Source organism: Acidiphilium sp. PM (genome assembly GCF_000219295.1).
Classification (GTDB): domain Bacteria; phylum Pseudomonadota; class Alphaproteobacteria; order Acetobacterales; family Acetobacteraceae; genus Acidiphilium; species Acidiphilium multivorum.
In genome coordinates this window covers 1-528 of the sequence record NZ_AFPR01000435.1, presented here as the reverse complement: position 1 = coordinate 528, position 528 = coordinate 1, and the positions used below count along the sequence as shown (strand labels likewise).

The 528-nt window shown below is 69.9% G+C and carries 1 protein-coding gene; it reads left to right on the top strand.

Translation table 11 applies throughout. The annotated features are described in order from the left end of the window. Positions 1 to 528, top strand: a 528-nt coding sequence (locus APM_RS13255; protein WP_039888762.1) for an ABC transporter permease, incomplete at both ends; no start/stop codon positions are given.

Below are 528 nucleotides of genomic sequence, written 5' to 3'. Positions count from 1 at the left end.
CCTCGCCACGACCGGCCTGCCGGCCCGGCGGCGCTTCCTGCGCGGCGGCAATTTCTTCCGCATCGCCGAGCGCGCCGGCGCGCAGGCGCTGCCGCTGGTGATCATGCTCGGCTTTCTCATCGGCATGATCCTCGCCTTCCAGTCGGCGATCCCGATGCGCCAGTTCGGCGCCGACATCTACGTCGCCGCCCTGGTCTCGCTGTCGCTGTTCCGCGAGCTCGGCCCGCTGCTCGCCGCCGTCATCCTCGCCGGGCGCACCGGCTCGGCCTTCGCCGCCGAACTCGGCACGATGATGGTCAACGAGGAAGTCGCGGCACTGACGACGATGGGAATCGACCCCGGCACCATGCTCGTCATTCCCCGGATGGCGGCGGCGATGCTGGTGATGCCGGCCCTCGCCCTCGGGATCGACGTTTCGGGCGTGCTCGGCATGGGCTTCGTGATGGGCATTCTCGGCTTTCCGCCCTCGGCGATCGTCGCGCAGATGCAGATGGCGACCAGCCCGCACGACGTCCTGCTCGGGCTGAT